At 55.1% G+C, this 25070-nt stretch carries 22 protein-coding genes and 1 riboswitch; of the genes, 9 read left to right on the top strand and 13 right to left on the bottom strand.

Annotated features, from left to right (window positions below):
- Positions 1-2 precede the first annotated feature (2 nt).
- The 11 genes from mraY to leuO all read right to left on the bottom strand — a co-directional run bounded on the left by mraY (position 3) and on the right by leuO (position 12848).
- Entirely contained in the window at positions 3-1085 is a 1083-nt protein-coding gene (mraY, locus tag OGX75_RS20645; RefSeq protein ID WP_012134075.1) for a phospho-N-acetylmuramoyl-pentapeptide-transferase, read from the bottom strand.
- The gene (murF, locus tag OGX75_RS20640) at positions 1079-2437 is read right to left on the bottom strand and encodes a UDP-N-acetylmuramoyl-tripeptide--D-alanyl-D-alanine ligase (protein WP_012134076.1); all 1359 of its coding nucleotides are present in this window, start codon (positions 2435-2437) and stop codon (positions 1079-1081) included. Before murF ends, mraY begins: the two co-directional genes overlap by 7 nt.
- Positions 2434-3921, bottom strand: coding sequence for a UDP-N-acetylmuramoyl-L-alanyl-D-glutamate--2,6-diaminopimelate ligase (gene murE / locus OGX75_RS20635; RefSeq protein WP_214319144.1), 1488 nt, complete (start codon positions 3919-3921; stop codon positions 2434-2436). The genes murF and murE overlap by 4 nt, the downstream gene beginning before the upstream one ends.
- Positions 3908-5674, bottom strand: a complete 1767-nt coding sequence (ftsI, locus tag OGX75_RS20630) for a peptidoglycan glycosyltransferase FtsI (protein ID WP_012134078.1) — start codon at positions 5672-5674, stop codon at positions 3908-3910. Before ftsI ends, murE begins: the two co-directional genes overlap by 14 nt.
- Before the next feature lie 15 nt (positions 5675-5689).
- On the bottom strand, positions 5690-6055 hold the full coding sequence (ftsL, locus tag OGX75_RS20625) for a cell division protein FtsL (RefSeq protein WP_012134079.1): 366 nt from the start codon (positions 6053-6055) through the stop codon (positions 5690-5692).
- Positions 6052-6993 carry a 16S rRNA (cytosine(1402)-N(4))-methyltransferase RsmH gene (gene rsmH, locus OGX75_RS20620; RefSeq protein ID WP_024130711.1) on the bottom strand — a complete coding sequence of 314 codons (942 nt, stop codon included), beginning with the start codon at positions 6991-6993 and terminating at the stop codon, positions 6052-6054. Before rsmH ends, ftsL begins: the two co-directional genes overlap by 4 nt.
- A gap of 2 nt (positions 6994-6995) precedes the next feature.
- Positions 6996-7454 (bottom strand): division/cell wall cluster transcriptional repressor MraZ, encoded by a 459-nt coding sequence (gene mraZ / locus OGX75_RS20615; RefSeq protein WP_012134081.1) that lies wholly within the window; start codon positions 7452-7454, stop codon positions 6996-6998.
- A gap of 642 nt (positions 7455-8096) precedes the next feature.
- On the bottom strand, positions 8097-9101 hold the full coding sequence (gene cra / locus OGX75_RS20610) for a catabolite repressor/activator (RefSeq protein WP_286451551.1): 1005 nt from the start codon (positions 9099-9101) through the stop codon (positions 8097-8099).
- 265 nt (positions 9102-9366) lie between these two features.
- Positions 9367-9858, bottom strand: a complete 492-nt coding sequence (gene ilvN / locus OGX75_RS20605) for an acetolactate synthase small subunit (protein ID WP_003829566.1) — start codon at positions 9856-9858, stop codon at positions 9367-9369.
- 2 nt (positions 9859-9860) lie between these two features.
- Positions 9861-11585, bottom strand: coding sequence for an acetolactate synthase 3 large subunit (ilvI, locus tag OGX75_RS20600; protein WP_012134088.1), 1725 nt, complete (start codon positions 11583-11585; stop codon positions 9861-9863).
- A gap of 318 nt (positions 11586-11903) precedes the next feature.
- Positions 11904-12848 carry a transcriptional regulator LeuO gene (leuO, locus tag OGX75_RS20595; protein WP_012134089.1) on the bottom strand — a complete coding sequence of 315 codons (945 nt, stop codon included), beginning with the start codon at positions 12846-12848 and terminating at the stop codon, positions 11904-11906.
- 659 nt (positions 12849-13507) lie between these two features.
- Here leuO and leuL point away from each other — a divergent pair.
- From leuL to leuD, 5 genes are all read left to right on the top strand, one after another.
- Positions 13508-13594, top strand: a complete 87-nt coding sequence (gene leuL / locus OGX75_RS20590) for a leu operon leader peptide (protein WP_047458945.1) — start codon at positions 13508-13510, stop codon at positions 13592-13594.
- A gap of 88 nt (positions 13595-13682) precedes the next feature.
- Positions 13683-15254 (top strand): 2-isopropylmalate synthase, encoded by a 1572-nt coding sequence (gene leuA / locus OGX75_RS20585; RefSeq protein WP_114847960.1) that lies wholly within the window; start codon positions 13683-13685, stop codon positions 15252-15254.
- Positions 15254-16345, top strand: coding sequence for a 3-isopropylmalate dehydrogenase (leuB, locus tag OGX75_RS20580; protein WP_286451550.1), 1092 nt, complete (start codon positions 15254-15256; stop codon positions 16343-16345). The genes leuA and leuB overlap by 1 nt, the downstream gene beginning before the upstream one ends.
- A gap of 2 nt (positions 16346-16347) precedes the next feature.
- On the top strand, positions 16348-17748 hold the full coding sequence (gene leuC, locus OGX75_RS20575) for a 3-isopropylmalate dehydratase large subunit (protein ID WP_012134093.1): 1401 nt from the start codon (positions 16348-16350) through the stop codon (positions 17746-17748).
- A gap of 10 nt (positions 17749-17758) precedes the next feature.
- A complete protein-coding gene (gene leuD, locus OGX75_RS20570) occupies positions 17759-18364 on the top strand; it encodes a 3-isopropylmalate dehydratase small subunit (protein ID WP_049008518.1) in 606 nt (201 codons plus the stop codon).
- Between the two features lie 89 nt (positions 18365-18453).
- On the opposite strand, the gene OGX75_RS20565 is transcribed toward leuD, so the two are convergent.
- Together OGX75_RS20565 and sgrT are read right to left on the bottom strand one after the other, a co-directional pair.
- Positions 18454-19632 (bottom strand): sugar efflux transporter, encoded by a 1179-nt coding sequence (locus OGX75_RS20565; protein ID WP_012134096.1) that lies wholly within the window; start codon positions 19630-19632, stop codon positions 18454-18456.
- A gap of 122 nt (positions 19633-19754) precedes the next feature.
- Complete coding sequence (gene sgrT, locus OGX75_RS20560) at positions 19755-19877, bottom strand: glucose uptake inhibitor SgrT (protein WP_024130713.1); 123 nt, start codon at positions 19875-19877, stop codon at positions 19755-19757.
- 93 nt (positions 19878-19970) lie between these two features.
- On the opposite strand from sgrT, the gene sgrR reads away from it, so the two are divergent.
- The 4 genes from sgrR (at position 19971) to thiQ (ending at position 25064) form a co-directional block, all read left to right on the top strand.
- Positions 19971-21626, top strand: a complete 1656-nt coding sequence (sgrR, locus tag OGX75_RS20555) for an HTH-type transcriptional regulator SgrR (protein WP_012134099.1) — start codon at positions 19971-19973, stop codon at positions 21624-21626.
- A 33-nt stretch (positions 21627-21659) separates the two neighbouring features.
- Positions 21660-21781: riboswitch (TPP riboswitch) on the top strand.
- Between the two features lie 31 nt (positions 21782-21812).
- Complete coding sequence (thiB, locus tag OGX75_RS20550) at positions 21813-22796, top strand: thiamine ABC transporter substrate binding subunit (protein WP_047458953.1); 984 nt, start codon at positions 21813-21815, stop codon at positions 22794-22796.
- On the top strand, positions 22772-24382 hold the full coding sequence (thiP, locus tag OGX75_RS20545) for a thiamine/thiamine pyrophosphate ABC transporter permease ThiP (protein ID WP_110494682.1): 1611 nt from the start codon (positions 22772-22774) through the stop codon (positions 24380-24382). Before thiB ends, thiP begins: the two co-directional genes overlap by 25 nt.
- Positions 24366-25064: a thiamine ABC transporter ATP-binding protein ThiQ gene (gene thiQ / locus OGX75_RS20540; RefSeq protein WP_012134102.1), complete on the top strand. Its 699-nt coding sequence runs from the start codon at positions 24366-24368 to the stop codon at positions 25062-25064. The genes thiP and thiQ overlap by 17 nt, the downstream gene beginning before the upstream one ends.
- Positions 25065-25070 lie beyond the last annotated feature (6 nt).

Below are 25070 nucleotides of genomic sequence, written 5' to 3'. Positions count from 1 at the left end.
GATTAACGTACCTTCAGCGTTGCCAGGCCAATCAGGACCAGCATCAGCGAAATAATCCAGAAGCGCACGATAACGCGCGGTTCCGGCCAGCCTTTCAGTTCATAGTGATGGTGAATCGGCGCCATGCGGAAGATGCGCTGCCCGCGCAATTTAAAGGAACCGACCTGCAAAATGACTGACAGGGTTTCCACGACAAACACGCCGCCCATAATCACCAGCAAAAACTCCTGACGCAGCAGCACCGCGATGATGCCCAGCGCGCCGCCCAGCGCCAGCGACCCGACGTCTCCCATAAAGACCTGCGCCGGATAGGTGTTAAACCACAGGAAACCTAAGCCCGCGCCGACAATCGCCGTACAGACAATCACCAGTTCACCAGCATGACGTAAGTACGGAATATGCAGGTAGTTGGCGAAATTCATGTTGCCGGTTGCCCACGCCACCAGCGCAAAACCGGCGGCGACGAATACGGTCGGCATAATCGCCAGGCCGTCCAGTCCATCGGTCAGGTTAACCGCGTTGCCCGTTCCGACGATCACGAAGTACGCCAGCAGCACGTAGAACAGACCCAGTTGCGGCATCACGTCTTTAAAGAACGGCACCACCAGTTCGGTGGCCGGCGTATCTTTCCCTGCCAGATACAGCGCGAACGCCACGCCCAGCGCAATTACCGACATCCAGAAATATTTCCAGCGAGCGATCAGCCCTTTGGTGTCTTTACGCACCACTTTGCGGTAATCATCGACAAAACCAATAATGCCGTAGCCCACCAGCACCACCAGCACGCACCAGACGTACGGGTTAGACGGGTAAGCCCACAGCAGGACGGAGACCACAATCGCCGTCAGAATCATAATCCCGCCCATTGTCGGCGTACCGCGCTTGCTAAAGTGCGATTCCGGGCCGTCATTACGCACGACCTGGCCAAAAGACAATTTTTGTAAGCGGGCAATCATACGCGGGCCCATCCACAAGGAGATGAACAGCGCGGTCAGCAGGCTGACGATGGCGCGAAACGTCAGATAGGAAAAGACGTTAAAGCCGGAATAATATTTGACCAAATGTTCGGCCAGCCAAACTAACATGTTCCATTCTCCTGTAATGCGCGTACTACCTCTTCCATGGCGGCACTACGTGAACCCTTCACTAAAATAGTAATAATCTGATGCTCCGCAATCAGCGTGTTAAGACGCGCGACCAGAGCCGATTTATCCGCAAAATGTTCGCCAACGCCGCTGGCATTGCCGATCGCCTGACTCAGTTTTCCTGTACTCAGCACGCTGTCGATACCCGCCGCTTTTGCCGCTTCACCGACCTGAACATGGCATGCTTCGCTTTCCGCGCCCAGCTCCGCCATATCGCCGACCACCAGCACCCGGTAGCCTGGCATTTCAGACAGCACCTGCACAGCGGCGGTCATCGAACCGACGTTGGCGTTATAGGAGTCATCAAGTAACAGCTGGTTGTCATTCAACTGGATGGGGAACAGGCGCCCCGGCACGGCTTTCAGGTTCGCCAGACCGGTTTTAATGGCGTCAAGGGTCGCCCCTACCGCCATCGACAGCGCAGCCGCCGCCAGCGCGTTTGCAATATTGTGGCGACCAGGCAGCGGCAGCAGGACATCAATGTCGCCCGTCGGCGTTTGCAGCGTGAATTCCGTACCGTGCGAGGTCACATGGATATTGGTCGCGGTAAAATCGCTGTTAGCGGCATTCGGTGAAAAACGCCACACTTTGCGATCGCCAATAATGCCCTGCCAGTTCAGCCAGTCGTTGTTATCGGCGTTCATAATGGCGATCCCATTCACCGGCAAGCCGGTATAGATTTCGCCTTTCGCTTTCGCCACGCCCGCCAGCGAACCGAATCCTTCCAGGTGCGCTGCCGCCAGATTATTAACCAGTGCCGCTTCAGGACGCGTCAGGCCGACGGTCCAGGCAATTTCGCCCTGGTGATTGGCGCCTAACTCAATGACGGCATAGTCATAATCGTTGTTTAACCGCAGCAACGTCATCGGTACGCCGATATCGTTATTCAGGTTGCCCGCGGTGTATAAGGTGTTGCCACACTGACTCAGAATGGCGGCGGTCATCTCTTTAACGGATGTTTTGCCGGAGGAGCCGGTTAACGCCACGACGCGAGCGGGAACCTGCGCCCGAACCCATGCGGCCAGTTCGCCGAAGGCCAGCCGCGTATCTTTGACGATCAGCTGCGGCAGATCGCAATCCAGCGGGCGACTCACCAGCAGCGCACCGGCGCCGCCCTCTTTCGCGTTATCCGCAAAATCGTGGGCGTCGAAACGCTCGCCTTTCAGCGCCACAAACAGGCAGCCCGGCGTCACCTTACGCGTATCAGTCGTGACCGCGTCAATCGTCAGGTCAGCGCCCTGTAATTCGCCGTGCAGAATACCGGCCAGTTGGCTGAGCGTTACGCTAATCATGCGATCACCCCCAGCAGACGTGCAGCCGTTACGCGGTCGGAGTAATCAAGGCGCTGAGTACCGACAATCTGGTAATCCTCATGCCCTTTACCCGCGACCAGAACCACGTCGTTTTCTTTCGCCTGCATAATGGCGCAGGTCACCGCCTCTGCGCGGCCTTCCATCACTTTCGCGTGCCCGGCATCCAGCATACCCGCCAGAATGTCGTTGATGATCGCGCGCGGCTCTTCGGTACGTGGGTTATCGTCCGTCACGACCACCACGTCCGCGAACTCTTCGGCAATCGCCCCCATCAGCGGACGTTTACCTTTATCGCGATCGCCGCCGCAGCCAAAGACGCACCACAGTTGACCAGTACAGTGCAACCGCGCAGCCTGCAACGCTTTTTCCAGCGCATCCGGCGTGTGGGCGTAATCGACCACCACCGTGGTTTTGCCCGGCGCGCTGAACACCTCCATCCGCCCGCAAACCGGTTGCAGTCGAGGGGCGGTTTTCAGCAGATCCGCCAGGGGGTAGCCAAGCGCCAGCAACGTTGCCAGCGCCAGCAGCAGGTTGCTGACGTTAAACGCGCCCATCAGACGGCTTTCAATCTCGCCTTCGCCCCAACTGGAGTCGAAACGGATCGTCGCGCCGCTATCGTGGTACTTCACCTCAACCGCTTTCAGCCAACGTCCGTGGCAGTTCGGGTTGATATGATCCTCCATCGAGACCGCAACGGCATCCGGCAACCTCACCAGCCATCGGCGTCCGACTTCATCATCGGCATTGATGATAGCCTCGCCGTAATGGTGCGTTGAATAGAGCATCCATTTCGCCGCTTCGTAATGTTCCATGTCACCGTGATAATCAAGGTGATCGCGGCTTAAATTCGTGAAAACAGAGGCGGCAAATTTCAGCGCGGCGACCCGGTGCTGCACCAGACCGTGGGAAGAGACTTCCATTGCACCGAATGTTGCGCCCTGCTCAACCAGACTGGCCAGCACATGCTGTACGTCAACGGCGGAACCGGTTGTGTTCTCCGTCGGGATCACTTTGCCCAACAGACCATTACCCACCGTTCCCATTACCGCGCTGGTTTCGCCAAGCAGTTGGCTCCACTGCGCCAGCAGTTGCGTGGTGGTGGTTTTTCCGTTCGTTCCGGTCACGCCGACCAGACGCATATGTTCAGATGGCTCGTGGTAGAAGCGGCCCGCCAGTGCAGATAAACGCTCGTTGAGCTGGCTCAGATAGATAACCGGCACACCGTGCATTTCACGGATTTCCCCGTCGGTCGCCTCATCTTTGGCCTCTGCAATAATGGCAGCCACACCTTGCGCTATCGCCTGCGGGATATATCGACGCCCGTCCGCCTGATGACCCACCACTGCCACAAAGAGATCGCCCGATGCAGCCACACGGCTGTCGAGTGTCATCTCCCGCAGTGCTCGCTCCGGTGCGCCAGGCACCCACGGAGCGAGAAGGTCGCGCAAATTACGATCTGCCACCTGTTCCCTCGCCTTGGTTAATTACAAATTCACTTTTTTCGCCCGTTGCCAGCGCATCCGGTTCGATGTTCATGGTGCGCAGTACGCCGCCCATAATGGCACCGAATACCGGCGCGGAAACGGCGCCGCCGTAGTATTTACCCGCCTGCGGATCGTTGATAACAACCACCAGCGCGAAGCGCGGCTGACTCGCAGGCGCAACGCCTGCGGTATAAGCAATGTATTTGTTGATGTAGCGGCCATCCGGCCCCACTTTTTTCGCCGTACCGGTTTTAATGGCGATGCGATAACCTTTGATCGCCGCCTTCACGCCGCCGCCGCCCGGCAGCGCCACGCTTTCCATCATGTGGACGACGGTACGAACGGTCGCTTCCGGGAAGACGCGCTCGCCCGGTACAGGAGGATCAACTTTGGTAATCGACAGCGGACGATAAACGCCGTAGCTGCCAATCGTTGCGTAGACTCGCGCTAACTGTAACGGGGTTACCATTAGCCCATAGCCGAAAGAGAAGGTGGCCCTCTCTATGTCAGACCACCGTTGTTTTTGAGGATATAAGCCACTGCGTTCTCCGACCAACCCCAAATTGGTCGCCTTTCCTAGCCCAAAACGTGAGTAAGTATCTACTAACGCTGAGGACGGCATCGCTAACGCCAGCTTAGAAACGCCGACGTTACTCGACTTCTGTAAAACCCCGGTCAGGGTCAATTCGCTGTAACGCGCCACGTCTTTGATTTCGTGACCATTAATTCGATATGGCACCGTGTTCAGCACGGTGTTTTCACGCACAACCCCGCGCTGTAACGCGGTCATCACCACCATCGGTTTGACGGTTGAACCGGGTTCAAACACGTCCGTGATGGTGCGGTTACGCATAGCGTCTTTCGGCGTACCGGTCAGGTTATTCGGGTTGTAGGACGGGCTGTTCGCCATTGCCAGCACTTCGCCAGTATTGACATCCACCAGCACGGCGCTGCCTGACTCCGCTTTGTTGAAGGCCACGGCGTTGTTCAGTTCGCGATAGACCAACGCTTGCAGACGCTCATCAATGCTCAGCGCCAGATTGTGCGCGGCCTGGCTGTCGGTAGAAGAGATATCTTCAATAACCCGGCCATAGCGGTCTTTACGTACAATACGTTCACCAGGCTGGCCGGTCAGCCATTTATCAAAACTCTTCTCAACCCCTTCGATCCCCTGGCTGTCAACGTTGGTAAAACCGATAAGGTGAGCGGTCACTTCCCCGGAAGGATAGTAACGGCGGGACTCTTCGCGCAGATGAATGCCTGGCAGCTTCAGTTTTTTGATGTAGTCGCCGAGATCCGGGTTAACCTGACGCGCCAGATAGATAAAGCGGCCTTTCGGGTTCGCATTAACGCGAGCCGCCAGTTGGTCGAGCGGCATTTTCAGCGCGTCCGCCAGCGCTTTCCAGCGGTTGTCCAGCGTGATCCCGCCTGCATCATGCAGCTCTTTCGGGTCCGCCCAGATGGCTTTTACCGGCACGCTCACCGCCAGTGGGCGACCAGAGCGATCGGTGATCATGCCGCGAGAGGTGGAGACTTCCTGTACACGCAAAGAGCGCATGTCGCCCTGACGCACTAACATGTCAGGCGCAATAATTTGCAGCCAGGCCACGCGCCCCAGCAGGAAACCCAGCGCCAGCAGAATGCAGCCGCACAGCAACGCAAAACGCCAACTGACAAAGTTGGCTTGTTCTTCCTGGCGTTTTGGTTTGAGCGTCTTTGCCGCTGCTTTCATGCGTCGCGTTTATCCTTATTTTTGCACTACGATATTTTCTTGTGAGGGATCGACATGCTGCATCTGCAACTTTTCCGTTGCGATCCGTTCTACCCGGCTATGATCGCCGAGCGCGTTTTCTTCAAGAATCAGGTTGCGCCATTCGATATCCAGCGCATCACGCTCCAGCACCAGTTGCTCGCGCTGCGCGGTTAACAGGCGCGTATGGTGCGCCGTTGTCACGACGGTGACCGCCGTTAAAATAATGCAAATGAACAGGCAGAGTGGCAGCTTCCCAAATCGCAAAAGATCGTCACCGATCACGCCAGGCAAAGCATGGCGATTGGTGATTCCCGTCGATCCCTTCACTTTGCTCAGGGCTTCTGTCACTCTGCTGATCATGCGTTCGTCCTCTCTGCAATACGCAGAACTGAACTACGGGCGCGTGGATTTTCCGCCACTTCTTCTTCGCCCGGCATCAACTTGCCTAATGCTCTTAGCTCACGACCGCCCAGTTTTTTGAGCTGCTCTTCCGTCATCGGCAACCCTGCTGGAACCTGTGGACCGCGGCTTTGCTCACGCATAAAGCGCTTCACAATACGATCTTCCAGCGAGTGGAAACTGATAATGGAAAGCCGCCCACCCGGGGCCAGCACGCTGAGCGAGCTTTTTAGCGCCTGCTCTATCTCCTCCAGTTCACTGTTCACCCAAATGCGCACCGCCTGGAAGGTACGGGTCGCGGGATGTTTGAATTTGTCCTTCACCGGCGTCGCCGCTGCGACCACTTCCGCCAGTTCTTTGGTGCGGGTCATGGGCTGTTCGCGGTTGCGCTCCACAATGGCGCGGGCAATACGTTTCGCAAAACGCTCTTCGCCAAAGGTTTTCAGCACCCAAGCAATATCGGCTTCTTCCGCGGTTTGCAGCCATTCTGCGGCAGACTGACCGCGCGTTGGGTCCATACGCATATCCAGCGGGCCATCGCGCATAAAAGAAAAACCACGTTCGGCATCATCGAGTTGCGGTGAAGAGACGCCAAGATCAAGGAGAATCCCGTCGATCTTGCCGATAAGTTCGCGCTCACTTACATAATCAGCAAGCGCAGAGAAAGGTCCATGAATGATGGAGAAGCGAGGATCATTGATGGCCTGGGCTTCGGCAATAGCCTGCGGATCGCGATCGATCGCCAGCAAACGTCCCTCTTCGCCAAGCCGGGAGAGGATCAGACGTGAGTGGCCGCCGCGACCAAATGTCCCATCAATGTAGATGCCGTCAGGGCGAATGTTCAGACCGTTTACGGCCTCGTCCAACAGCACCGTAGTGTGTTTAAAATTTTCCATCATCATTATAGAGACAAGTCCTGCAGTCGTTCCGACAAGGTTTCGGTTACTGACTGCTCAGCGTCGATATCTTCCTTGACCTGTTGATACCAGGTCGTTTCATCCCACAGTTCAAACTTATTGAACTGTCCAACCAGCATCACTTCTTTCGTCAGCCCGGCATGTTGCCGCAGAATTGGCGCGATCAATAAGCGACCCGCGCTATCCATCTGACATTCGCTGGCATGCCCCAACAGTAAACGCTGCACGCGGCGCTCAACCGGGTTCATGCTCGACAGACGCGATAATTTTTGCTCGATAATTTCCCATTCAGGCAGGGGGTAAAGCAGCAGGCACGGGTGATGGATGTCAATGGTACAAACCATTTGACCGGTAGCGTTCTCGATCAGTTGATCCCGGTAACGGGTGGGCACAGATAAGCGCCCCTTACTGTCGAGATTGACTAACGTTGCTCCCCGGAACATGCCAGCCTCACCCCTTATTACCACTTTGCCCCACAAATTCCCACTTAAAGGAGTTTACGGAGCGGAGGAAAAGCTTGTCAAGCAAGTCAGGACGCTTACCGGAGTAAAAAACCCAATGTATACGGCTAATATCAGCGTTGATTAAATTCCGTCCAACGAGCGAAGCAAATTAACGTCATGAATATTTGTAAGAAAAAAGATCCAAAAACTCATCACCGTTTAAAACGACTCAATATCATCTGATAAAAATATAAAGTGTCAGTTTGCGACGCGAGCGGCATTTTAGGACAATATGCAGCGAGATAACAGTACCTGTTTATCGCTCTCTACGCCCCGCACCGACAAGCCAGCCGCGACGTGAAGGCCACATCGAAAAAAAGTGTTTGTTAATTCGGCAATTCGTCGCCCGCATGTAACAAAATAATACAAAACGGGTTCAATACGACGTCTCAATAAACCTGAAGTCGGTATCGACAGGTTTAAAATCAGCATATTTGAAAGATAAGTCGGATAATTCTAAGGAATAATCTTAATTATGGTGTGAGTATTGTTGGCAGGTGAATATTTGCCCGGTCAGCGACAACGCGCCGGGCGATTTGCCGGATGGCGGCATAACCGCCTTATCCGGCATACAGAAATGGACTAACTGCGGCTAAGAATACCGCGGCGGTACAAATTACGTTTGATTCGCGTTAAACCTGGCTTCGGTTTACGCGGCTCATCCAGGCTGGCCAGGACGATCTCCAGGACGCGTTCAGCAACATCACGATGACGCTGTGCGACCGCCAGAACCGGACACTGCAAGAAGTCGAGCAGTTCATTATCGCCAAAGGTGGCGATCGCCAGGTTGGAAGGCAGCTTCCCGTCACGACGTAACGTCACATCCATCACGCCCTGCAAGAGCGCAAACGACGTGGTAAACAGCGCCTGCGGCATCGGGTGAGTTTCCAGCCATTTTTCGAACAGGTGCGCCGCCGCTTCCCGCTCGTAGCTGTTGGCGTACAGATAGTGTACTTCGCGCGGATCGTCTTTCCATGCGGTACGGAACCCCTGCTCGCGCAGGAAACTGACGGACAGCTCCGGCAACGCGCCCAGGTAAAGCACCGTTTCCGCCGGGAATTTACGTAACTCTGCCGCCAGCATTTCCGCATCATCCTGATCCGCCCCGACAACGCTGGTGAAATGTTCGCGATCCAGCGCGCGATCCAGCGCCACGATGGGGAATGAACCATTGGCCCAGCGCTGGTAGAACGGATGCTCCGGCGGTAACGAGGTTGATACAATGATCGCATCCACCTGGCGTTGTAGAAGATGTTCGATACACCGCATTTCGTTATCCGGCTGATCTTCTGAGCAGGCAATCAGCAGTTGATAACCGCGCTGGCGCGCCTGGCGCTCCAGGTAGTTTGCGATACGGGTATAACTCGTGTTCTCCAGATCGGGAATGACCAGTCCGATAGAACGTGTGCGTCCAGCACGCAGCCCGGCGGCCACAGCATTCGGGTGGTAATTATGCTCACGCACCACCGCCATGACTTTCTCGACGGTCTTGTCGCTCACGCGGTATTGCTTTGCTTTTCCGTTAATAACGTAGCTTGCAGTCGTTCGCGATACACCGGCCAGCCGAGCGATTTCATCCAGTTTCACAATTGCCCCTTGCGTAAAATGTACAAACCATAACCATTGTGACGGCATGGGTTAAATTTCTTAACATCTAAGCGCAGAATAGTGACTGCGGCAACCGCTTTTATTCCGGGTTACCACTGATTTCGCAAAAAAAAGCCAACGGGTAGCGTCGGCGGAGGTCGAGACGTCACCTGTAGGCCGGATAAGCATTAGCGCCATCCGGCTGGGTATAATTGCCTGATGGCGCTTCGCTTATCAGGCCTACAATTGAAATACAACACAATGACTAACGCATGATCTTGTCGCCGCGCGAAAGCCCGACGACGCCGGAACGGGCAACTTCAACAATTTTCGCCACTTCACGCAGCGTCGCCAGAAACGCGTCCAGCTTATCGCTGGTGCCTGCCAGCTGGACGGTATAAATAGAAGGCGTGACATCAATAATCTGCCCACGGAAAATCTCCGTGTTGCGCTTCACCTCTTCCCTTCCGTATCCGCTGGCCTGAATCTTCACCAGCATGATTTCTCGCTCAACGTGCGCGCCCTGCCCAAGTTCGCTTACGCGCAGAACATCCACCAGCTTGTGCAGTTGCTTTTCGATCTGTTCCAGGACTTTCTCATCGCCAACCGTCTGGATGGTCATACGCGATAACGTCGGATCGTCGGTCGGCGCGACGGTAAGGCTTTCAATGTTGTATCCACGCTGGGCGAAGAGGCCAATCACACGCGACAATGCACCCGACTCGTTTTCCAGCAATACTGATAATATCCGGCGCATAATCAGGTCCTCTCCGTTTTGCTTAACCACATTTCATCCATCCCGCCCCCACGAATCTGCATCGGGTAGACATGCTCACTGCCATCGACGGTGACATCGACAAACACCAGACGATGGTTACGCACATGTTCCAGCGCTTCGCCCAGCTTGCTCTCCAGTTCATCTGGATGATTAATCTGGATACCGATATGCCCATAAGCCTCAGCAAGGCGTACAAAATCGGGCAGCGACTGCATGTAAGACTGGGAGTGGCGCCCGGAGTAGATCATGTCCTGCCACTGTTTGACCATGCCGAGATAGCGGTTATTCAGGTTGAGCACCAGTACCGGCAGTTCATATTGCAGCGCCGTCGACAGCTCCTGGATGTTCATCTGAATGCTGCCATCTCCCGTGACGCACACCACCGTTTCATCCGGCAGCGCCATCTTCACGCCCAGGGCCGCTGGCAGGCCAAAGCCCATCGTGCCGAGACCGCCGGAGTTAATCCAGCGACGCGGCTTATCAAAGGGGTAGTAGAGCGCGGCGAACATCTGGTGCTGACCGACATCAGAAGTGACATACGCATCGCCTTTCGTCAGACGCCAGATAGCCTCGATCACCGCCTGCGGTTTAATGCTCTCGCTTTGGGTGTCATATTTCAGGCACTGACGGGCGCGCCAGCGTTCAATGTGTTGCCACCAGTCGCGAATATCATCCAGCGGCTGCTGTGCGACTTCCTGCGGCAGTAATTCCAGCATTTGCTCCAGAACCAGGCGCGCATCGCCCACAATGGGAATATCCGCCGTCACGGTTTTAGAGATAGACGTCGGATCGATATCGATATGCAGCACGGTCGCATTCGGGCAGTATTTCGCCAGATTATTGGTCGTGCGATCGTCAAAACGCACCCCGACGGCAAAAATCACATCGGAATGATGCATGGTCATGTTGGCTTCATAGGTGCCGTGCATCCCCAGCATCCCTAACGACTGACGATGCGTGGCCGGGAATGCGCCCAGCCCCATCAGCGACGAGACGACCGGCAGGTTGAGCGCTTCAATGGTTTGCCGCAGTTGTTCATGACAACCCGCATTCACTGCACCGCCGCCGACGTAGACCACCGGTTTTTTTGCCGCCGCCAGCGTTTGCAGCGCGCGCTTAATCTGCCCTTTATGCCCTGTCGTGGTCGGGTTATAAGAGCGCATACTGACCGACTCCGGCCAGACGTAGGGCAACTTTTTCGCCGGATTCAAAATATCTTTCGGGAGATCCACGACCACGGGTCCAGGACGCCCGCTTGCCGCCAGCCAGAACGCTTTTTTCAGCACCTGCGGGATGTCTTCCGTCTGTTTAACGAGGAAGCTGTGTTTCACCACCGGACGTGAGATCCCCACCATGTCGCATTCCTGAAAGGCGTCATAGCCAATCAACGACGTCGCCACTTGCCCGGAAAGGATGACCAGAGGAATGGAGTCCATATAGGCCGTGGCAATACCGGTGATCGCATTCGTGGCGCCTGGCCCGGAAGTGACCAGAACGACCCCGACTTCACCTGTTGCCCGCGCCAGGCCATCCGCCATATGCACAGCCGCTTGTTCATGACGGACAAGCACATGATCAATACCACCGACCGTGTGCAGCGCATCATAAATATCGAGGACCGCGCCCCCGGGATAACCGAATACCTGCTTCACGCCCTGATCGATGAGCGATCGGACGACCATCTCGGCTCCAGACAACATCTCCATGGCTTGCTCCACTATTATGATGATTTACCTTTTGCTAACACATTAACTGCTCACCATGACGCAGGCAATTCAGGCTGATGTCGTCGTTCGAAGATAAATAAGAATAAATGAGATGAAAGCGCAGAAGAAACGGCGAATTACACCAGGATAAGCAGATGTGATGATAAATAATCGCTTAAAAATGGGGACTTACAGCAATATCGCCATTTTTTGCGATATGCGTAAAGCGCCTGGATGCACAATTCAGTATAAAATTTCACACACAGACGAAAAAGCAGAATAAACCAGATATTTCACTCTGATTTATTCCGCCCGTATTCACTTTTGACAGACAGAAACCAATAACTCTTCCATCCATTGATGACCCTTATCCCGACCCGCGGCATCATGCCAGGAAAGATAACAGGTCCGGCTATTCAGTTTTAAAGGCAACGGTAATATCTGTAACGCTAATGACTCGGCAAATTCATCGGCTAACCAACGCGGCGCAACTGCCACCAGTTGCGTTTGAGAGACAACATTAAGCACGCTGATCAACGCCATTCCCTGATAAGCGATGCAGCTTTGTCTGTCTGGCGTGTCATACCACGGCTGGCTAAATGAGGCATAACGATCGAGTGAAACGACCGCATGTTGTTCATTATAAACATCGCTCTCCAGCAACGGACCGCTGATACGCGGATGTTTTCTGCTGGCGACCAGCACCATTTCATCTTTAAATAACGATACGCTGGTAAACTCAGGACGGCGAAACTCTTCATACCCAATAACAAATTCCGTTTCCTGATAACGCAGCTGATGTTCCGTATTTTGATTTAACGATGATTTAAAAACGACATGAATATTCGGCGCAATCTTTTCAACGCGATTATAAATAAGCGACGTCAGAATATTATCCAGCGGGCTGCACACGCAAAGATGGAATACACGCTCGCTGCTGGCGGGTTCAAAACCTGAACCGGGCAACTCATTTTGCACCAACTGTAACGCCTGGCGAACGGAACCAAATAGCTGATAAGCGCGCGCCGTTGGCTGGATACCGCGTCCGTACCGGACAAACAGCTCGTCATTAAACATGACTTTCAGACGCGCCACCGCATTACTGACTGCGGGCTGCGACATCCCCAGGGAGTGGGCCGCCCGCGTGATATTCTGCTCTTGCATCACGGCGTCAAAGACGGTCAGTAAATTCAGATCAACCATACGAAGCTGAGGCTTAACCATTTCTATCGGATGCGGTTTATCTATTTCTATCTCTGGCATAGTTAACTCCACTGTCACACTAAACTCCCTTTTTCTTGACGAAATGCAGAAATAATCTCAGGAAATATGATTTATCATGCATATAAAATAAGAAAAAGAGAAAACATAAAAATTAGGAAAACATAAAGGCATCGTTCAGGAAAAGGCGAAAGCCCATGCCAGTATAATACGGCAGAGGCCACAGCACGATGATTCATAATGTTTAAATTACAAAAGCAATATAAACATAAGCGTGGCGAATACACAATCATGCTTTTGGTGAATAATAAATTAAGTTTTAATTAATTGTTTATATTAGTTGTGCTTTTACTCTTAACAATAATTTATCAATAACGTGTGCAACGGTTTCATTAATTTATTCACGAAAGATATAAAAATAAATAAAATCAAAAAGATAAGTACGACCTTTGCAATACCTTTACTCCCCTTTCAGCTTGCTGTAGTTGCAAATAAACATGCTCAAATATGTCAAACAGTGAAAAGTATGTACGCACCTCCTGTCGATTTATTTTGCATTCGCCTGAAAGTTCAGCACAATTAGCTAAAGTACAGAACGCAAGATCCCCTCTGCATGGGAGGGTTTATCTGCAACAGGGTTGACATCGCGCAGCGTATCCAGTACCACTAAAAGCATATCGCATTCATCTGGAGTTGATTTAATGATTCGTATCGCTCGCTTTAACGGTCTACTACTACTAAACGCATCTTCGTTGCGCGGTAGACTGGTGAGCGACATTCAGCATTAAGTCAGCATCAGTAAGTAAAAACCCGCGCCGTTGCGCGGGTTTTTTTATGCTCGAAGCAAGGCGCCCTAAAGAGACAAGGACCTAAACCATGAGCCAGCAAGTCATTATTTTCGATACCACTTTACGCGACGGTGAACAGGCGTTACAGGCTAGCCTGAGTGTGAAAGAAAAGCTGCAAATTGCCCTGGCCCTTGAACGTATGGGCGTCGATGTGATGGAAGTGGGTTTTCCCGTCTCTTCACCTGGCGATTTTGAGTCGGTACAGACTATCGCCCGCCAGGTCAAAAACAGCCGCGTTTGCGCGTTAGCCCGCTGCGTGGAAAAAGACATTGACGTCGCGGCAGAATCACTGAAGGTCGCGGACGCTTTTCGCATCCATACCTTTATCGCCACCTCGCCGATGCATATCGCCACCAAGCTGCGCAGCACGCTGGATGAAGTGATTGAGCGTGCTGTCTATATGGTTAAGCGTGCGCGTAATTACACTGATGACGTGGAGTTCTCATGCGAAGACGCAGGTCGTACCCCGATTGACGATCTCGCTCGCGTCGTGGAAGCGGCGATCAATGCGGGCGCGAAAACAATCAACATTCCCGATACCGTGGGCTACACCATGCCCTTCGAGTTCGGCGGTATTATTTCCGGGCTGTATGAGCGCGTACCGAATATCGACAAGGCCATCATCTCCGTACATACCCATGATGATTTAGGTCTGGGCGTCGGCAATGCACTGGCGGCCGTCCACGCGGGCGCGCGTCAGGTTGAAGGCGCCATGAACGGTATCGGCGAACGTGCCGGTAACTGCTCGCTGGAAGAAGTCATCATGGCGATCAAGGTACGCCAGGACATTCTGAATGTGCATACCCGCATCAATCACCAGGAGATCTGGCGCACCAGCCAGTTGGTCAGTCAGATCTGCAATATGCCGATCCCGGCGAACAAAGCTATTGTCGGCAGCGGCGCGTTCGCCCACTCCTCCGGCATTCACCAGGACGGCGTGCTGAAAAACCGTGAAAACTACGAAATCATGACGCCAGAGTCTATCGGCCTGAACCAGATCCAGTTGAACCTGACCTCTCGCTCCGGGCGTGCTGCCGTAAAACACCGTATGGACGAGATGGGCTATAAAGAGAGTGAATACAATCTGGATAACCTGTACGACGCTTTCCTGAAGCTGGCGGATAAAAAAGGTCAGGTATTCGATTACGACCTGGAGGCGCTGGCCTTCATCAATAAACAACAGGAAGAGCCAGAGCATTTCCGTCTGGACTATTTCAGCGTGCAGTCCGGCTCTAACGATATCGCCACGGCCTCCGTCAAACTGGCCTGCGGCGACGACATCAAAGCGGAAGCCGCGAACGGCAACGGCCCGGTCGATGCCATTTACCAGGCCATCAACCGCATCACCGATTACAACATTGAACTGGTGAAATACAGCCTGTCGGCGAAAGGCCACGGCAAAGATGCGCTGGGCCAGGTGGATATCGTCGCCAACTATAACGGCCGTCGCTTCCACGGGGTCGGTCTGGCGACCGATATCGTCGAATCCTCCGCGAAAGCGATGGTGCATGTCCTGAACAACATCTGGCGCGCCGCCGAAGTCGAAAAAGAATTGCAACGCAAAGCTCAGAATAAAGAGAACAATAAGGAAACCGTGTGATGTCGAAGAATTACCATATTGCTGTTTTGCCGGGTGACGGTATTGGCCCGGAAGTGATGGCGCAAGCCCTGAAAGTCCTGGAAGCCGTTCGCAGTCGTTTTGCCATGCGCATTACCACCAGCCATTATGATGTCGGCGGCGCCGCTATCGACAACCACGGTCAACCGCTGCCGAAGGCGACCGTTGAAGGCTGTGAACAAGCGGATGCCATTCTGTTTGGCTCCGTCGGCGGCCCGAAATGGGAAAATCTGCCGCCGGACAGCCAACCGGAACGCGGTGCATTGCTGCCGCTGCGTAAACACTTCAAATTGTTCAGCAACCTGCGTCCGGCAAAGCTGTACCAGGGGCTGGAAGCCTACTGCCCGCTGCGCGCCGACATCGCGGCCAACGGTTTCGACATCCTGTGCGTGCGTGAATTAACCGGCGGGATCTATTTTGGTCAGCCGAAAGGCCGCGAAGGTAGCGGGCAACATGAAAAAGCCTTCGATACCGAGGTGTATCACCGTTTTGAAATCGAACGTATTGCGCGCATCGCCTTCGAATCGGCGCGTAAACGTCGCCGTAAGGTTACGTCGATCGACAAAGCCAACGTCCTGCAAACGTCTATTCTGTGGCGCGAGATCGTCAATGAGGTCGCCAAAGCGTACCCGGATGTCGAACTGGCGCACATGTACATCGACAATGCCACGATGCAGTTGATTAAAGATCCCTCTCAGTTTGACGTGCTGCTGTGCTCCAACCTGTTTGGCGACATTCTGTCTGACGAATGCGCGATGATCACCGGCTCAATGGGGATGTTGCCTTCCGCCAGCCTGAACGAGCAGGGTTTCGGCTTGTATGAACCTGCGGGCGGTTCTGCGCCGGATATCGCCGGGAAAAACATCGCCAACCCGATCGCGCAGATCCTGTCGCTGGCGTTGCTGCTGCGTTACAGCCTGGATGCTGACGATGCGGCAACGGCCATTGAAAGCGCCATTAACCGCGCATTAGAAGAAGGTATTCGCACCGGTGATTTAGCCCGTGGCGCTGCCGCTGTCAGTACTGATGAGATGGGCGACATCATTGCCCGTTATGTCGCCGAAGGGGTGTAATCATGGCTAAAACGTTGTATGAAAAATTGTTCGATGCGCATGTGGTTTATGAGGCGCAGAACGAAACCCCGCTGCTGTACATCGACAGGCATCTGGTGCATGAAGTGACCTCCCCGCAGGCGTTTGACGGCCTGCGCGCCCACGGCCGCCCGGTTCGCCAGCCCGGTAAAACCTTCGCGACGATGGATCATAACGTCTCTACGCAAACCAAAGACATCAACGCCTCTGGCGAGATGGCGCGGATTCAGATGCAGGAGTTGATCAAAAACTGCAAAGCGTTCGGCGTGGAGCTGTATGACCTGAACCACCCGTATCAGGGGATCGTCCACGTAATGGGGCCGGAACAGGGCGTGACCTTACCGGGGATGACCATTGTTTGCGGCGATTCCCATACCGCCACGCACGGCGCATTCGGCGCGCTGGCATTTGGCATCGGCACCTCCGAAGTTGAACACGTTCTGGCGACGCAGACCCTGAAACAGGGCCGCGCAAAAACCATGAAGATTGAGGTGAAAGGCACGGCTGCGCCGGGCATTACGGCGAAAGATATCGTGCTGGCGATTATCGGTAAAACCGGCAGCGCGGGCGGTACGGGCCATGTGGTCGAGTTCTGCGGCGAAGCAATTCGCAATCTGAGCATGGAAGGTCGTATGACCCTGTGCAACATGGCGATCGAGATGGGTGCCAAAGCCGGTCTGGTCGCGCCGGATGACACCACCTTCAACTACGTAAAAGGGCGTCTGCACGCCCCGAAAGGCAGCGATTTTGACGATGCCGTCGCATACTGGAAAACCCTGAAAACCGACGACGGCGCAACGTTCGATACCGTCGTGACCCTGCAAGCGGAAGACATTGCGCCGCAGGTTACCTGGGGAACCAACCCGGGTCAGGTTATCTCCGTCAACGACAATATCCCCGATCCGGCCTCGTTTGCCGATCCTGTCGAGCGCGCAAGCGCCGAAAAAGCGCTGGCCTATATGGGGCTGAAACCGGGCATTCCGTTAACCGACGTGGCGATCGACAAAGTGTTTATCGGTTCCTGCACCAACTCGCGTATTGAAGATTTACGCGCGGCGGCGGAAATCGCCAAAGGGCGTAAAGTTGCACCGGGCGTTCAGGCTCTGGTGGTTCCCGGCTCCGGCCCGGTAAAAGCGCAGGCAGAGGCGGAAGGTCTGGATAAGATCTTTATCGAAGCCGGTTTTGAATGGCGTTTACCAGGCTGTTCTATGTGCCTGGCGATGAACAACGACCGACTGAATCCGGGCGAGCGCTGCGCCTCCACCAGCAACCGTAACTTTGAAGGTCGTCAGGGGCGCGGCGGACGCACGCATCTGGTTAGCCCGGCGATGGCTGCCGCTGCCGCCGTCACCGGTCATTTCGCCGATATTCGCAGCATCAAATAAGGAGCACACCATGGCAGAGAAATTTACCCAACACACCGGCCTGGTCGTCCCGCTGGATGCTGCTAACGTCGATACCGACGCGATTATACCGAAACAGTTTTTACAGAAAGTCACCCGCACCGGTTTTGGCGCGCATCTGTTCAATGACTGGCGTTTTCTGGATGAAAAAGGTCAGCAACCGAACCCGGAGTTCGTGCTGAACTTCCCGGAATATAAAGGCGCATCGATTCTGCTGGCGCGGGAAAACTTCGGCTGCGGTTCATCGCGCGAGCACGCGCCGTGGGCGCTGACTGATTACGGCTTTAAAGTGGTCATCGCGCCGAGCTTCGCGGATATCTTCTATGGCAACAGCTTTAACAACCAGCTGCTGCCGGTGAAACTGAGCGATGAAGAGGTCGATGAACTGTTCGCCCTGGTGAAAGCCAATCCGGGGATTAAATTTGAAGTGGATCTGGAAGCGCAGGTAGTAAAAGCGGGCGATAAGTCCTACAGCTTTAAAATCGACGACTTCCGCCGCCACTGCATGTTGAACGGTCTGGACAGCATCGGCCTGACGTTGCAACACGAAAGCGCAATTGCGGCATACGAAGAGAAACAACCGTCGTTTATGCGCTGATTCTCAGCATACCTGCCGGATAGCACTTCGTTTATCCGGCCTGCCACTCTGTGTAGGCCAGATAAGGCGAAGCCGTCATCCGGCATTTTTTACACATCCTTCACCCGCCCGGTCATCACCAGCGCCACCAGCGAAATCGCCGCTATCACCCAGTAAACAGCGAAATGCCCGTAGCTTTGCGCGACCGCGCCCTGAATCACCCCCGCCAGAATCACTCCCGTGGAGATACTGTTGGTAAACAGCGTGGTGGCTGAACCGGCGCGGCCAGGCATTAAATCCTGAAACCACAGCATACCAATCCCCGCCACAATGCCGATAAACACCGCGTTAAACAGTTGCAGGATAAGCAACGCCGTCTGGCTGTGAAAGAAAATCAGGCCGAGATAAAACAGTACCCCCGCAGCCACGGCGATAACCATCATCCGCCGCTTACCGAAGCGCTTCACCGAGTAGCCAGCCAGAATCATCGCCGGGATCTCCAGACCTGCTGCGGTTCCCATCAATATTCCGGCCAGTTTATCCGGTAAACCCAGCTCAAGGCTTATCCATAGCGGCATATCAATGATGTACATGGTGTTGCAGGTCCACATCAGCGTGGAGGCGATAAACAGCATACGGACGTTTTTATCCTGCCAGCCGCCCGCTTCCGTGACCGGAACATCGGCAGGCTGCTCAACGCGCGCCACCGAGGGCAGAATAAAAGCAATCAACGCCAGGCTGATGGCGAATATGCCGGCGGCAATGGAAAACATCGCCGTGAAGCCATAGTTCAGCGCCAGCATAAAAGCCAGCGGCGGGCCAATCACCCATGCCAGTGAAAGCTGCGCACGCATTACCGAGCTGAACATCACCACTTCACGCGCGGAGTTATCGGCATATTCCCGCGCCAACGCAAATAGCTGCGGCATGGCGGTATTGGCCAGCGACGCGAATAACACGCCGCAGGTGATCAGGGTGAGATAATGGCGATTGAAGGCGAACAGTAGCGCGTTGCCAATCGCCATCAGGCAGCAGAACATAATCAGCTTACGGCGATCGCCTTTACTGTCCGAGCGTTTTGCTAATGCAAGGCTGACCAGAATCCCGGCAATCGCGTTGACCGTGTAAAAAAGGCCGACCCAGAACGGCTGCGCACCCACTTCACGACTTAAAAACAGGCTCAGCGTCGGTGCCTGCAACGCTCCCGCCACGCCCATCATAAAGGCAACCAGCATAAAAGCGGCATAAACACCGTTGAGGCGCCGTCCCATCGTCATTAACCAGAGCATACTTTCCCTTTTTATGGCTAAACGCAGCCGAAACGAAAAAAGCCAGCAGGAATTATCTGCTGGCGCGGCGATAAACACCAATACTCAGTCACACATGATGTCTGCAATTCGGAAATCCGAGGTCAGGCAGTCACCTCCCACTGCATCAGTTCTTCAAGCATCTTTAAGCGCTGCGGCGCGCTCGGACAAGCCAACCAGGACAACCCTTCTGTCGCGGTAAAGTACTTCAAATAAAACTGACGCATCGAAGACCTCTCCATATTGCTTCATCGGAATTCATTATTGACCTAATATGGGGATAGTAAAATTGCTGAGTTTTGCGCAGGAGTTCCCCTTTTATGTCTTCAGGTCGTCTGCAACAACAGTTCATCCGTCTGTGGCAATGCTGCGACGGCAAAACGCAAGACACCACGCTCAACGAGCTGGCGGACCTGCTGAGCTGCTCCCGCCGCCATATGCGTACGCTGCTAAATACCATGCAGGAACGTGGCTGGTTGACGTGGGAGGCGGAGGTCGGACGCGGGAAACGCTCCCGTCTGACCTTCCTCTATACCGGGCTGGCGCTACAGCAGCAGCGGGCGGAAGACCTGCTGGAGCAAGATCGCATCGACCAGCTGGTACAGCTGGTGGGCGACAAAACCGCCGTGCGGCAAATGCTGGTGTCCCACCTGGGGCGCAGCTTTCGCCAGGGGCGGCATATTCTGCGCGTGCTCTACTATCGTCCAATGCACAACCTGCTGCCTGGCACCGCATTGCGTCGTTCAGAAACCCATATCGCCCGGCAAATTTTCAGCGCACTGACGCGCGTAAATGAGGAAAATGGGGAACTGGAAGCCGATATTGCCCACCACTGGCAACAGATTTCCCCTTTGCAGTGGCGTTTTTTTCTTCGTCCGGGGATTCACTTCCATCACGGACGTGAGCTGGAGATGGAGGATGTCATTGCCTCACTGACGCGCATCAACGCCCTGCCGCTCTACTCGCACATTACCGAGATAGTCTCCCCCACCGCCTGGACGCTGGATATTCACCTGTCGCAGCCGGATCGCTGGCTGCCGTGGCTGCTGGGTCAGGTTCCGGCGATGATCCTGCCGCGGGAGTGGGAAACGCTGAATAACTTCTCCAGCCATCCGATCGGCACCGGCCCTTACGCGGTGATGCGTAATACGCGCAACCAGTTAAAAATCCACGCCTTTGATGATTTCTTCGGCTATCGGGCGCTGATTGATGAAGTGAACGTCTGGGTATTGCCGGACATTGGCGACGAGCCGAACGGCGGTCTGACGTTAAAAGGGCCGACCGAAGATGAAAAAGCCATCGAAAGCCGGCTGGAAGAGGGCTGCTACTATATGCTGTTCGACGCCCGGACGAATCGCGGCGCGAATCAGGAAGTCAGAGAGTGGATAAGCCGCGTGCTCTCCCCCAGCAATTTGCTCTTCTATGCCGACGAGCAATACCAGCGCCACTGGTTCCCGGCTTACGGATTACTGCCCCGCTGGCACCATGCCCGCCCGGGACACGGCGAAAAACCCGCCGGGCTGGAGACAATCACGCTGACCTACTACCACGACCACATCGAACATCGGGTGATCGCGCAGATCATGAGCCAACTGCTGGCTGAACATCAGGTCCATCTGGATATCCATGAGATCGACTACGATCAATGGCATGCGGGGGAGGTCACAAGCGACATCTGGCTCAACAGCGCCAACTTTACGCTACCGCTCGATTTTTCCCTGTTTGCGCACCTGTGCGAAGTCCCGCTGTTGCAGCATTGCATCCCGCTGGACTGGGAGGGCGACGCCGCGCAGTGGCGAAACGGCGAGATGAACCTGGCAGTGTGGTGCCAGCAATTGCTCGCCAGTAAAGCGATCGTCCCGCTGATCCACCACTGGCTGATCATCCAGGGGCAGCGCAGTATGCGCGGGCTACGTATGAACACCCTCGGCTGGTTTGACTTTAAATCGGCATGGTTTGCGCCACCCGACCCATGATTGCCGCTTAGCAACAAAATCACTACACTAACGCCGTCCTCAACGGGGTGCTGATAAACATACGCAAAACCATTCGTGAAGTGTATGGGCTGAGAAAATACCCGTCGAACCTGATCCGGATAACGCCGGCGAAGGGATTTGAGACTGCTTCTCAAGTCCTTTGCCACCCACTTTATGAGGTGCAAAGTGTTAAAAAAATGTCTTCCCTTGCTACTCCTGTGCGCAGCGCCTGCCTTCGCCAAACCTGTTCTGACCGTCTATACCTATGACTCCTTCGCTGCCGACTGGGGGCCTGGCCCGACAATCAAAAAAGCCTTTGAAGCTGACTGTGATTGCGAACTGAAGCTGGTGGCGCTGGAAGATGGCGTGTCGCTGCTCAACCGCCTGCGAATGGAAGGGAAAAACAGCAAAGCCGACGTGGTGCTTGGCCTGGACAACAACCTGCTGGAAGCCGCCACGCAAACCCGCCTGTTCGCGAAAAGCGGCATTGCGCCTGATGCGGTTAACGTGCCAGGCGGCTGGCATAACGACACATTCGTGCCGTTTGATTATGGCTACTTCGCCTTCATCTATGACAAAAACAAACTGAAAAACCCACCGAAAAGCCTGAAAGAACTGGTAGAGAGCGATCGGAAATGGCGCGTGATTTATCAGGACCCGCGTACCAGTACACCGGGGCTGGGTCTGCTGCTGTGGATGCAGAAAGTCTACGGCGATAACGCGCCGGAAGCCTGGCAAAAACTGGCGGCCAAAACGGTCACCGTCACCAAAGGCTGGAGCGAATCCTACGGCCTGTTCCTGAAAGGCGAAAGCGATCTGGTACTGAGCTACACCACCTCTCCGGCGTATCACATCATCGAAGAGAAGAAAGATAACTACGCCGCCGCCAGCTTCAGCGAAGGTCATTACCTGCAAGTGGAAGTGGCTGCGCGCACTGCCGCCAGCAAACAGCCGGAACTGGCAGAAAAATTCCTCAAGTTTATGGTTTCACCGGCATTCCAGAACGCCATTCCCACCGGCAACTGGATGTATCCGGTCGCTGACGTCGCCCTACCCGCAGGATTTGAACAACTGACGAAGCCATCCACCACGCTGGAATTTACGCCTGCGGAAGTGGCATCCCAGCGTCAGGCATGGATTAGCGAATGGCAACGCGCCGTCAGCCGCTAATTCCCGGCTGGCTGATACCCGGGCTTTCTGCCGCCGCGCTGATGGTGGCAGTGGCTCTGGCGGCATTTCTGGCGCTATGGCTTAACGCGCCGCAGGGTGAATGGTCGTCGCTGTGGCAGGACAGCTACCTGTGGCACGTCGTGCGTTTCTCGTTCTGGCAGGCGTTCCTGTCGGCGCTGCTCTCCGTCATCCCGGCGATTTTCCTCGCCAGAGCGCTCTATCGTCGCCGTTTTCCCGGACGTCTGGCGTTATTGCGCCTGTGCGCCATGACGCTGATTTTACCGGTGCTGGTCGCCGTTTTCGGTATCCTCAGCGTCTACGGTCGTCAGGGCTGGCTGGCCTCGCTGTGGCATACGCTGGGGCTGGAGTGGCATTTCTCGCCCTACGGCTTGCAGGGGATTTTACTGGCGCACGTCTTTTTTAACCTGCCGATGGCAAGCCGCCTGCTGCTTCAGGCGCTGGAAAACATTCCCGGCGAACAGCGACAGCTCGCCGCGCAGCTAGGTATGCGCGGCTGGCACTTCTTCCGCTTTGTTGAATGGCCGTGGCTGCGTCGTCAAATCCCGCCGGTGGCGGCGCTGATTTTTATGCTCTGTTTCGCCAGTTTCGCCACCGTGTTGTCACTTGGCGGCGGCCCGCAGGCTACCACTATCGAGCTGGCCATCTATCAGGCGCTGAGCTACGACTACGATCCTGCCCGTGCGGCCATGCTGGCGCTGATCCAGATGATATGTTGTCTGGCTCTGGTGCTGCTGAGCCAGCGGCTGAGTAAAGCCATTGCCCCCGGCGTCACGCTGGTGCAAGGCTGGCGCGACCCTGACGATCGGCTCCACAGCCGCCTGACGGACAGCCTGCTGATCGCCCTGGCGCTGCTGTTGCTTCTCCCGCCGCTGCTGGCGGTTATTATTGATGGCGTCAATCGCAGCCTGTTGGACGTGCTGGCGCAACCCATTTTGTGGCAGGCGCTGTGGACCTCTCTGCGCATTGCGCTGGCGGCGGGAGTGCTGTGCGTCATCCTGACGATGATGCTTTTATGGAGCAGCCGCGAACTGCGCGCCCGCCAGCAGGTACTGGCAGGCCAGGCGCTGGAACTGAGCGGGATGTTGATCCTTGCTATGCCCGGCATCGTGCTGGCGACCGGCTTCTTTTTACTGCTCAACAACAGCGTTGGACTACCGGAGTCGGCTGACGGTATTGTGATTTTCACCAACGCGCTAATGGCGATTCCCTATGCGCTAAAAGTGCTGGAAAACCCCATGCGCGACGTGACCGCACGTTACAGTATGCTGTGTCAGTCATTGGGCATTGAGGGATGGTCGCGGCTGAAGGTGGTGGAACTGCGCGCCCTGAAACGCCCTCTGGCGCAGGCGCTGGCCTTTGCCTGCGTGCTCTCCATCGGTGATTTTGGCGTGGTGGCGCTGTTTGGCAACGACGATTTCCGCACGCTGCCGTTTTATCTGTATCAGCAAATTGGCTCCTATCGCAGCCAGGACGGCGCGGTTACCGCATTATTACTGCTGATGCTCTGCTTTATGCTGTTTACCGTTATCGAAAAATTACCGGGGCGAAATGTTAAAACTGACTGATATCACCTGGCTTTATCACCATTTGCCCATGCGCTTCACACTGTCGGTAGCGCGCGGTGAACAGGTGGCGGTTCTCGGGCCAAGCGGCGCCGGGAAAAGTACGTTGCTGAATTTAATCGCCGGGTTTCTGACACCGGCCAGCGGCACAATAATGATTGAAGGTCAGGATCACACCACGACCCCGCCCTCCCGCCGTCCCGTTTCCATGCTGTTTCAGGAAAATAATCTGTTCAGCCACCTCAACGTGCGGCAGAACATCGGGCTGGGGTTAAACCCTGGGCTAAAGCTGAACGCGGCTCAGCGGGAGAAGCTGCATCATATTGCACGCCAGATGGGGATCGAAAATCTGCTGGAGCGCCTGCCGGGCGAGCTTTCCGGCGGGCAACGTCAACGCGTGGCGCTTGCGCGCTGCCTGGTGCGCGAACAACCGGTATTGCTGCTCGACGAGCCGTTTTCCGCTCTCGATCCCGCCCTGCGTCAGGAGATGCTGACGCTGGTCAGCGACGTCTGCCGCGACCAGCAATTAACCCTGCTGATGGTGTCACATAGCGTGGAGGATGCCGCGCGCATTGCGTCACGCTCGATTGTCGTGGCCGACGGGCGTATCGCATGGCAGGGCAAAACGGATGAGTTATTAAGCGGTCAGGCCAGCGCCTCGGCATTGCTGGGCATTAAAGCGTAATGGGAT

It is taken from the genome of Citrobacter sp. CK199 (genome assembly GCF_030333285.1).
Lineage (GTDB): Bacteria > Pseudomonadota > Gammaproteobacteria > Enterobacterales > Enterobacteriaceae > Citrobacter_B > Citrobacter_B koseri.
This window is presented reverse-complemented; position numbering and strand designations above follow the sequence as displayed.

What these genes read in the sequence shown, in the direction of transcription:
- mraY (WP_012134075.1), bottom strand. Translation starts at nt 1,085, where the DNA reads ATGTTAGTTTGGCTGGCCGAACATTTGGTCAAATATTATTCCGGCTTT.
- murF (WP_012134076.1), bottom strand. Translation starts at nt 2,437, where the DNA reads ATGATTAGCGTAACGCTCAGCCAACTGGCCGGTATTCTGCACGGCGAA.
- ftsI (WP_012134078.1), bottom strand. Translation starts at nt 5,674, where the DNA reads ATGAAAGCAGCGGCAAAGACGCTCAAACCAAAACGCCAGGAAGAACAA.
- ftsL (WP_012134079.1), bottom strand. Translation starts at nt 6,055, where the DNA reads ATGATCAGCAGAGTGACAGAAGCCCTGAGCAAAGTGAAGGGATCGACG.
- rsmH (WP_024130711.1), bottom strand. Translation starts at nt 6,993, where the DNA reads ATGATGGAAAATTTTAAACACACTACGGTGCTGTTGGACGAGGCCGTA.
- mraZ (WP_012134081.1), bottom strand. Translation starts at nt 7,454, where the DNA reads ATGTTCCGGGGAGCAACGTTAGTCAATCTCGACAGTAAGGGGCGCTTA.
- ilvN (WP_003829566.1), bottom strand. Translation starts at nt 9,858, where the DNA reads ATGCGCCGGATATTATCAGTATTGCTGGAAAACGAGTCGGGTGCATTG.
- ilvI (WP_012134088.1), bottom strand. Translation starts at nt 11,585, where the DNA reads ATGGAGATGTTGTCTGGAGCCGAGATGGTCGTCCGATCGCTCATCGAT.
- leuO (WP_012134089.1), bottom strand. Translation starts at nt 12,848, where the DNA reads ATGCCAGAGATAGAAATAGATAAACCGCATCCGATAGAAATGGTTAAG.
- leuL (WP_047458945.1), top strand. Translation starts at nt 13,508, where the DNA reads ATGATTCGTATCGCTCGCTTTAACGGTCTACTACTACTAAACGCATCT.
- leuA (WP_114847960.1), top strand. Translation starts at nt 13,683, where the DNA reads ATGAGCCAGCAAGTCATTATTTTCGATACCACTTTACGCGACGGTGAA.
- leuB (WP_286451550.1), top strand. Translation starts at nt 15,254, where the DNA reads ATGTCGAAGAATTACCATATTGCTGTTTTGCCGGGTGACGGTATTGGC.
- leuC (WP_012134093.1), top strand. Translation starts at nt 16,348, where the DNA reads ATGGCTAAAACGTTGTATGAAAAATTGTTCGATGCGCATGTGGTTTAT.
- leuD (WP_049008518.1), top strand. Translation starts at nt 17,759, where the DNA reads ATGGCAGAGAAATTTACCCAACACACCGGCCTGGTCGTCCCGCTGGAT.
- OGX75_RS20565 (WP_012134096.1), bottom strand. Translation starts at nt 19,632, where the DNA reads ATGCTCTGGTTAATGACGATGGGACGGCGCCTCAACGGTGTTTATGCC.
- sgrT (WP_024130713.1), bottom strand. Translation starts at nt 19,877, where the DNA reads ATGCGTCAGTTTTATTTGAAGTACTTTACCGCGACAGAAGGGTTGTCC.
- sgrR (WP_012134099.1), top strand. Translation starts at nt 19,971, where the DNA reads ATGTCTTCAGGTCGTCTGCAACAACAGTTCATCCGTCTGTGGCAATGC.
- thiP (WP_110494682.1), top strand. Translation starts at nt 22,772, where the DNA reads ATGGCAACGCGCCGTCAGCCGCTAATTCCCGGCTGGCTGATACCCGGG.
- thiQ (WP_012134102.1), top strand. Translation starts at nt 24,366, where the DNA reads ATGTTAAAACTGACTGATATCACCTGGCTTTATCACCATTTGCCCATG.